This is a genomic window from Verrucomicrobiota bacterium, assembly GCA_027622555.1.
In the GTDB taxonomy this organism is placed as follows: domain Bacteria; phylum Verrucomicrobiota; class Verrucomicrobiia; order Opitutales; family UBA2995; genus UBA2995.
In genome coordinates this window covers 20,998-28,480 of record JAQBYJ010000076.1, presented here as the reverse complement: position 1 = coordinate 28,480, position 7,483 = coordinate 20,998, and the positions used below count along the sequence as shown (strand labels likewise).

General features: G+C 45.6%; 6 protein-coding genes and 1 tRNA gene. 1 reads left to right on the top strand and 6 read right to left on the bottom strand.

All coding sequences use genetic code 11. The features are described 5' to 3' along the window. Positions 1–479: 479 nt before the first annotated feature. Positions 480–570, bottom strand: a tRNA-Ser gene (locus O3C43_17660). A 103-nt stretch (positions 571–673) separates the two neighbouring features. Between O3C43_17660 and O3C43_17655 the strand changes: the two genes are divergently transcribed. Beyond that, positions 674–1,750 (top strand): glycosyltransferase, encoded by a 1,077-nt coding sequence (locus tag O3C43_17655; protein MDA1068318.1) that lies wholly within the window; start codon positions 674–676, stop codon positions 1,748–1,750. Here the strand turns inward: O3C43_17655 and O3C43_17650 are convergent. The 5 genes from O3C43_17650 to O3C43_17630 all read right to left on the bottom strand — a co-directional run bounded on the left by O3C43_17650 (position 1,707) and on the right by O3C43_17630 (position 7,363). Then, positions 1,707–2,579: an EamA family transporter gene (locus tag O3C43_17650; protein ID MDA1068317.1), complete on the bottom strand. Its 873-nt coding sequence runs from the start codon at positions 2,577–2,579 to the stop codon at positions 1,707–1,709. The two genes, O3C43_17655 and O3C43_17650, sit on opposite strands and share 44 nt — an antisense overlap. Positions 2,580–2,593: 14 nt before the next feature. Next, positions 2,594–4,165 (bottom strand): PQQ-binding-like beta-propeller repeat protein, encoded by a 1,572-nt coding sequence (locus O3C43_17645; GenBank protein ID MDA1068316.1) that lies wholly within the window; start codon positions 4,163–4,165, stop codon positions 2,594–2,596. After that, a complete protein-coding gene (locus tag O3C43_17640; protein MDA1068315.1) occupies positions 4,152–5,579 on the bottom strand; it encodes a sensor histidine kinase in 1,428 nt (475 codons plus the stop codon). The genes O3C43_17645 and O3C43_17640 overlap by 14 nt, the downstream gene beginning before the upstream one ends. A gap of 14 nt (positions 5,580–5,593) precedes the next feature. Then, positions 5,594–6,790 (bottom strand): hypothetical protein, encoded by a 1,197-nt coding sequence (locus O3C43_17635; GenBank protein MDA1068314.1) that lies wholly within the window; start codon positions 6,788–6,790, stop codon positions 5,594–5,596. Positions 6,791–6,982: 192 nt separating this feature from the next. Then, the gene (locus O3C43_17630) at positions 6,983–7,363 is read right to left on the bottom strand and encodes a hypothetical protein (protein ID MDA1068313.1); all 381 of its coding nucleotides are present in this window, start codon (positions 7,361–7,363) and stop codon (positions 6,983–6,985) included. Positions 7,364–7,483: the final 120 nt, after the last annotated feature.

Genomic DNA, 7,483 nt, shown 5'->3' with positions numbered 1-7,483 from the left:
AGGCCCGCTAACCACGGTGTTCGTGTTAGCAGGAATGCCACCAGAAGTAGCTTCAGCGCAAGCAGCTGGCAACATAGGTTCGCTCGGTTTCATCCCTCAAAGATCGCAAAATATCCTTGGAATAATCTGACACTTCGAAATCCGGACCCTGTCCAAAACCAACTAATTGAACCAAGGAAACAATAGCCCAATAAATGAACCCATGCCTATTCCTCAAAAACAGTTTTTTCATTATATCAAAATAGATAAATATTGATTTGAAATATCACAAACAAAACAGACTCGGACCTTGAGTGGATGTTTCAATGAAGTCGTAGATCAAAAAAACCTGCAACATTTGCAGGTTTTCTAAGTGGCGGAGAGAGGGGGATGACAGGCTTCTCGCTTCGCTCGTGAACGAACCCAGGGTTCAAATCCCCCAAGATAGCCTGGTGGAGTCGTAGACCAAAAAAACCTGCAACATTTGCAGGTTTTCTAAGTGGCGGAGAGAGGGGGATTCGAACCCCCGGAACCCTTGTGAGGTTCGACGATTTAGCAAACCGTTGCTTTCGACCACTCAGCCATCTCTCCAGATCGAAGGTGACGAAGCTTTGGAATATTTTGTCGCCAAGCAATAAGAAAAAACGATGAATGTTAGTTACTCTACCGCGATGGCGTATCCGGTGAAAATGTTATGCGAATTCTCTTTATCCAAGATCATTTACGTATCGGCGGCACCGAGAAGCAAACCCTTGCCCTTGCTGGGTTTAGTCAGAGAAACGGGTATGATACCGGAGTGATCGTGTTCCGACCGGGTGGAAGGCTGGATGTCCGGGAATCCGATCTCTCTTTCTTCAAAATACTCCAGCCATTCAATACACGCATAGATGAATGGGCCCCTGGGCTGATAGGAAAAATTCTCACTTTTGAACCTGATGCTATCATTTTCATGGGGAAAGTGGCCCATCTTTACCTTCCAACTATAAGAAAATACCTTCCTTCCATAACGCTGGTAGCCACTTACCGATCAGGAAAACCGCCTCTATCTTACTATCGGAAAGCGCTCCAGATGGCCGATGGAGTCATTACCAACAGTCATGCTGAGCACAAACGATTGATACGACCTTACGGAATCCCGGAGAAATTGATTAGAACTGTGCACAACGGATGTTTGATTTCAGACCGATTAGCATCTAAAAAGAAGGCCGACTCAACAAAGCTCAGGCTTTTGTGCTCGGCGATGTTCCGTCCGCAAAAGAACCAAATCGAATTACTTTCCATTCTCACTCAGATTCCTCCTAGCATTGCCTGGCATTGTACCTTTGCAGGATCAGGTAAATTGCTTAAATCCTGTAAAGCAAAAGCGAAGGAATTGGGGATCGAGAACCAAGTAACTTTTACCTGGAGTAATTCTCCTGATGAGTTGTACGAAACGCATGATGTTGCGGTTCATACATCGACTAAGGAATCCCTCCCGAATTCCCTGGTCGAAGCTCAATGCAGCGGTCTCCCGGTGGTTGCATATTTGGTAAACGGAGTCGGTGAGTGCTTTGAAGAAGGCGTATCAGGCTTCGGTATACCTTTTGGGAATCAAGATGCATTTCGCGATGCGCTACACCTCTTGGGAATGGACTCCGAAAAACGAAAGGCAATGAGCCAAGCCGCATCAGCATTCGGAAGAGAGCATTTCGATTTTGCAGCGAGATCGTCAGACTTCTTAGCCGTGGTTAACGAGATTCATCAGTCTCGTGATTCATCAATCGCTCATTAAGAACAACCGCACCAACGATAATTCCCCCTCCAATGAGAAGACGGATCAAGGCATCGGCCGACACAGTCTCGAAAAACACTAAGCTGACAATGACCGCCAATGGAATCTTTAGATTGTTGAGTATAGCCAGAGTTCCGGCGTTGGTTTTCGTGGCTCCATAGTTCCAGAGAAAAAAGCCAACTCCTGAGGCAAGTATCCCTAGAAACAGGATGACGATAGCTTGCGTACCCGTAACCGCTGTTCGCTCCCAATCGGTTCCGATAACCATGAGCAAGACCGATACCACGAAACCGCCGAGGTAAAGGACGCCAAAATGTTCACGCATCTTCAGTCCAGTGTTTAAGCGAATAATCCGACGATAGAATACCTGCCCAAATGCAAAACATAAATTGGAAATCTGAAGTAACAAGATTCCGATTAAAGCGACCTCAAGATCGGGAGAATTGAAGTAAATGATTATTGCACCCAGGACTGATACAAAAGCAAAAACAAGATACCTCACTCGGAAACGCCCCTCGAAACTATCATCCAACAAGGCAACAAGAATGGGGGTCGTCACAGTGAACAGTGCGATCTTGTGGGCCTCAAGAAACTGATAGGTATAAATATAGGAACCATACATAAGCCCGTACTGAATGCCTCCAATGAGGAGAAATCGGGTAATCAGGCCAGGAGTCAGCTGCTTAATGCGAAAGAAAGGTAGAAAAACAAGTAAAGCCACTCCGAGGCGTGCTGCCCCCACGAACAATGGATCGAGCCCGGTGAGGTAAGTCTTAATTAAACCGAAGGAAAATGCCCAGATCAGGGAGACAGCCACCAAATACCGCATTGCGCCACGAGAGACTAATGCTGAGTGCCTGTCAGTCTGAAAAACTTGGGGGGAGATGCCTCAGCGTCCAAGTGCAGTTTAGTTCGTATTTTATTTCCAAGTTGCTCAGTACTTAGCGATTCAAACCAAGTAAAAGATTCAGGAGATTGGGTATCCAATTCACTCCAATCCAAAAGATCGTCTGAAAATTCAAAACCCATACCTTTAGCTTCCCCAAGCCATTCAGCCTCCAGTATCAGGCCTTCTTTGGAAAATGCCGTGAAAGGAAACTTCACGTCACTCAAGTTGGGTACGTTCGGGTCCTTACAAAATCCCCATTCCAGAATATTTTCCAGGCCATCCTTGTCAGGGTCACTCAAAGGATGAGCCTCACTGACATTGTTCTCCTCCACCCAAAGACGATAGGGATCCAAACTACCTGTTGCTTCGTTGCTTCCCCTAAACTTTGGCCAACGAGAAAAACTCAAGGGACTACTCCCGTAAATAGCGTACAGCTTCCCATCGGTAGACCCTACATATACGGTCCCATCGCCACCAACGGCTGGTGACGAATCGACAAACCCACCCGTTTCAAACGACCAAAGCTTTGCTCCGTTGCTGCTAATCGCATAAAGCTTTTTATCCCCCGATCCCACATAAACGGTTCCATCCTCAGCAATTGCCGGGCTCGAATAAACGACATCGCCTGGTTCCGTGAAGGGCCAGCCAGCCTTCACGGCTCCTGTCTGACCATCAAACGCATAAACACGGTCGGAGCTGGTTCCGATATAAACTGTTCCATCCGGTCCAATCACAGGAGAGGATTCAATACCCGTCGGCCCTGTATTAAAAGCCCATTTTGGGGCCGCCACTCCAGGAGTTACTGCTATCACAAAACCATCATCATCGGCGATATAGATGGTTCCGTCCTCTGCGATCGCCGGTGAAGCAGAAATCCCAAATCCAAAATCAACCGTCCACAATTCCGTTTTGTTGGGTGCTATTTGAGAAAAGTTTCCAAACAGGTCCCCCACCCATACGTTTCCTGCCTTGTCCAGCGTGGGCGAAGCATCAACCCAATCGTCAAAAAGAAATGGGTCAGCGTTTCCAGAATTTTGACCAAATCCAATAGTCCAAGCCGGAGTTCCATCTGGATTGATCGCATAAAGTGCATTCTCACCGTTTCCAAAATAAATGGTTCCATCTTTGGAGATTGCAGGAGAACCATCGATTACACCAAACGATTCAAATTTCCAAATTTCGGCACCCGTATCCATATCCAGGGCATAGAGAAACCCATTCCAGGAACCAATGTAGAGAACGCCATCGGGACTCAGGGCAGGAGATGAATCAACCCAATCCCCTACTTCGGTTTCCCACTTCAATGTGCCATCCGGATTAACGGCAATTACCTTATTGTCGTTTATGCCATCCGCAGTGTCATCGTTCACACCCACATAAATGACTCCGTCGAGGTCGACCGCGGGAGAGGAATAAATTTCCCCGGTAGTAGTGTAACTCCACTTCAGAGTTCCCGGAGCTTGCGCCCACATCGCAGAAGTTGTCCCTGCCAGAAATATCGGTAATAAATGCTTAAGTACTTTCACGATTTGCGGTTAACTTGGAAATGCTAAGTTTAAAAACAGTTCCATCTGGTCCAGTGCTGGCGAGTGTTAGGTCACCTTGCAAATGTCTGGCCAATTCCTGACAAAGCGATAGTCCGACTCCACTTCCATCTGCTTTGGTACTCGTGACAGGCTGAAAAATATTTTCGGCCACGGCGGTTGGTAGTCCCTCGCCTTGGTCGACAACTAAAAACGTTATTTCTCCTTCAATCTCGGGAGATATTTTGAGAGCTACAGTGCCACCACTTTGAGAGGCATCCATGGCATTTCTAATTAAATTAACCAAAATAAGAATTACCAGATTTGCCCGATCATTAGTAAGTTGAAAGTGAGAAGCGCCTTCCTGTAATTCAGTCCTTAAACTTACTCCATTTTTCTTAGCATAATGCGAAACCCTCTCCTCGACCAGGTTCCCAATTTCGGAGCAGGTAATATCGTAGGAAAATTCCCCTTTGCGATCCTGCAGAACTTCAATCACTTCATTTATCAATCCCTGCATCCGCTCTGTTGTATCTGCAGCATCACGCCACGTATCTTCTCCCGAACGGTTTCCCTCGTCGCTTGAATGGGCAGTTACAAATTGACGGATGCCTTGAAGCGGCCCTTTTAACCCGTGGATCAGGTGGGAAGTAATTGCGCCTATGGCAGCGGTTCGAGCTTCCATACTCAGTTTGTGATTTGCCGAAATAAGCTTTCTTGTTCGCTCTTCCAAAAGTTGGTTTACTTGCCTGAGTTTTTTAAAAGCCCACAAAAGGATGCCTCCTCCAAGTAGTGAACCCAGCAAAACCGCAGCACCAGCATAGGTGAGAACATTTGAGTCCAACTGCGCGAGCTCTATTTGGATATCACTTCCATCAATGTAGTATTCAGCATAGCCGGATACCTCTTCGTCTGCCTTGGAAAACAGAGGTATTATTATTTCCAGTATGGGAAAAGTCGATCGATCTGCTTTCTCCTCGTCGACCATCAACAATATATCGGATAGGAAAAATTCTTTCGTGAAACGACTAATCGGAGTACGCAGGTTTAAAATGGCCTCCTCTTCTGGTTCCAGCTGCCCACGCTTTATCGATATAGGAACCCCACCCACTGATTTATTGTTTTCTTTAAAAACTCGGACTCCGAAAACACCCTTTATTTCAGATGTGTTTAGAGCGACCTCAAATAATTCCTCATCATCTCCAGGATCAAAAATACCTTTATTGGCTAGCCTGACACGGTCAACTTCGGCGGAGGCGACAACCATAAAAATCTCAGCATCGCGGTTGATTACCTGCCCTCTAAGTTCTTTTCGCAATTGCCATGCGAGTCCTCCGGCGATCCCATAAAAAATCACAAGTACTCCGGCGATAACCCAGAGAACAATCGACCTTTCATGCATGGCTTTTAATTTCATTCAGATAACAAATCTTAAGGTTCTCCCCAAATATCGAGTTGAAATCCAAGCGAACCAGCAAAGGCATCATACTCGTCCTCTACAACGTTTGACTGAGAATCCTCGTATTCAAGAAGTAGGTATACTGAAATACGCTTCATTATCATTTTTTTCAAGAAAAGCTCACCATAAATATCCTCTCTTTTTCGTACTTCGCTTCCGAATCGTTCAGCTTTTTGTATGATAAATTCAGTCTGATTCACACCCAAGGTAAGGGAAGCCTCAAATCCTCTCCACTCTCCTTCAAGTGTGGTATCAAGTGACCACTGATCATAATCATTGTAGCCAACTCCGTTATCCCTGTTCTCGAGATATTTGAGTTCAAAGCTGGAATCAATATTCCTGGTTTTCCCCCATTCTGTTGAAAACTTGATTAAGCCCGAGTTTCTATCTGTTTCTAAATGTGTTCCAGGGACAGGTCGCCCAAACTGATCCCGCTGAACTCGATCATCATGATCACGGATATCCTTCGTCAACTCCACCTCGATTTTGGAAGTCTTCCAAACGGCTCGTCTCCACCCAAGGTCCAAGACTCCCTTCAAATTCTGTCCAAGTACATCTTTATAATTTTCTTTAAAGCCCATAAAACCCAAGGAGAGTACATTCGTGTTTCGGGCATCATATTCCCACTTCGTTCCCAACCCGTAACCATGGTACTCAATTTTCTGCCTGAAAACGTCACGCTCGGTAAGAGACAAATCAAGGATTTGATTAAAGAAAACGTACTGGGCGATAAACTTGGCATTGATCCGATCACTCACATAACGAGTCCACTCGGTATCGAAAAGCCAGAGTTGCTCCTTATCTGCATCCTCGACACCAGAATATCTGAGATCAGTCCCTGTGAGATAAGAAAAGAATTCTCCATTGTCATCGGGGAAGCGGGTCAAAAACAATTCGAATTCGGAACGGACATATTCACCGGATTGAGGATTGACCGTTGCCAATAGAACATTGTCAGAATACCCGACTCCCACTCGCGCAAAAGAGGATAAATCCCATCCAGTAAACTCTTCTTCGAGCCAAGCTTCCAATGCTCCCTCATCATTGAGCAAGGCTTCCAATTCCTCGTCAGTTATTTCATCCTGCCCGACGACTGAAATAATCGACGTGCATGCTATCAGCGGAAACAAAAAACAGTTTCTCCGCCAAAAATGAATCGTGGTATTCATTTCTAAAGGTTCCTTGGGGAAGTCAAGGTATACGATTTGCTGGTGTTGGTGGTCCTATCTTTTTAACTTCCTTAACGAAATCTCCCCCGATTCCCATCCTAATTTGAGTAAAAATCAGGCGGCCCATTTCCGGGCCGCCTGAGTTTATTAGATTTCGGTCAATTCGCGGGTATCAGTACCCTAACCTTAACTTCAACCTGCAGAATCGGTCGTTGCATGATTTAAACGAAAATCACGCGCAGCCTGTTTGACCTTTTTCCTCAAAGCAATTTGTGCATCCCTTTGTGTCTGGTGAAGTGTACGGACGCGGAGTTTGATGGCCGCAGCTTGTTCCTCCGTAGCACCCTCCAACTCGGCTCTCATACCCGAAAGTGCTGTTTTGAATGCTGAAGTGGCAGCTCTAAAGGCCGCAATACATTCTTGAATTTCAGGATTGTCGTGAAGTATCCGTGGAACGCGAAAGTCACTGACTCTATCAGTTGGCTTGTCACGAACAGGTGCGGTGCCTTGGGCAAAAGCTGTTCCAGAGAGAAGCATAAGACCCATGCTGGTGATAATAATTAGTTTTTTCATTAGATATTAAGTTTAAGATTTAATTAGGGATTTGTTGGTCTAGTGCATGTTGAATGCCAATTGCCCCATAAATTGTTAATTCATTATATAACAACAGATTAGGGACTATCTGAATTTTAG

Coding starts and splice junctions, on each gene's coding strand:
- O3C43_17655 (MDA1068318.1), top strand. CDS start 674: ATGCGAATTCTCTTTATCCAAGATCATTTACGTATCGGCGGCACCGAG.
- O3C43_17650 (MDA1068317.1), bottom strand. CDS start 2,579: ATGCGGTATTTGGTGGCTGTCTCCCTGATCTGGGCATTTTCCTTCGGT.
- O3C43_17640 (MDA1068315.1), bottom strand. CDS start 5,579: ATGAAATTAAAAGCCATGCATGAAAGGTCGATTGTTCTCTGGGTTATC.
- O3C43_17635 (MDA1068314.1), bottom strand. CDS start 6,790: ATGAATACCACGATTCATTTTTGGCGGAGAAACTGTTTTTTGTTTCCG.
- O3C43_17630 (MDA1068313.1), bottom strand. CDS start 7,363: ATGAAAAAACTAATTATTATCACCAGCATGGGTCTTATGCTTCTCTCT.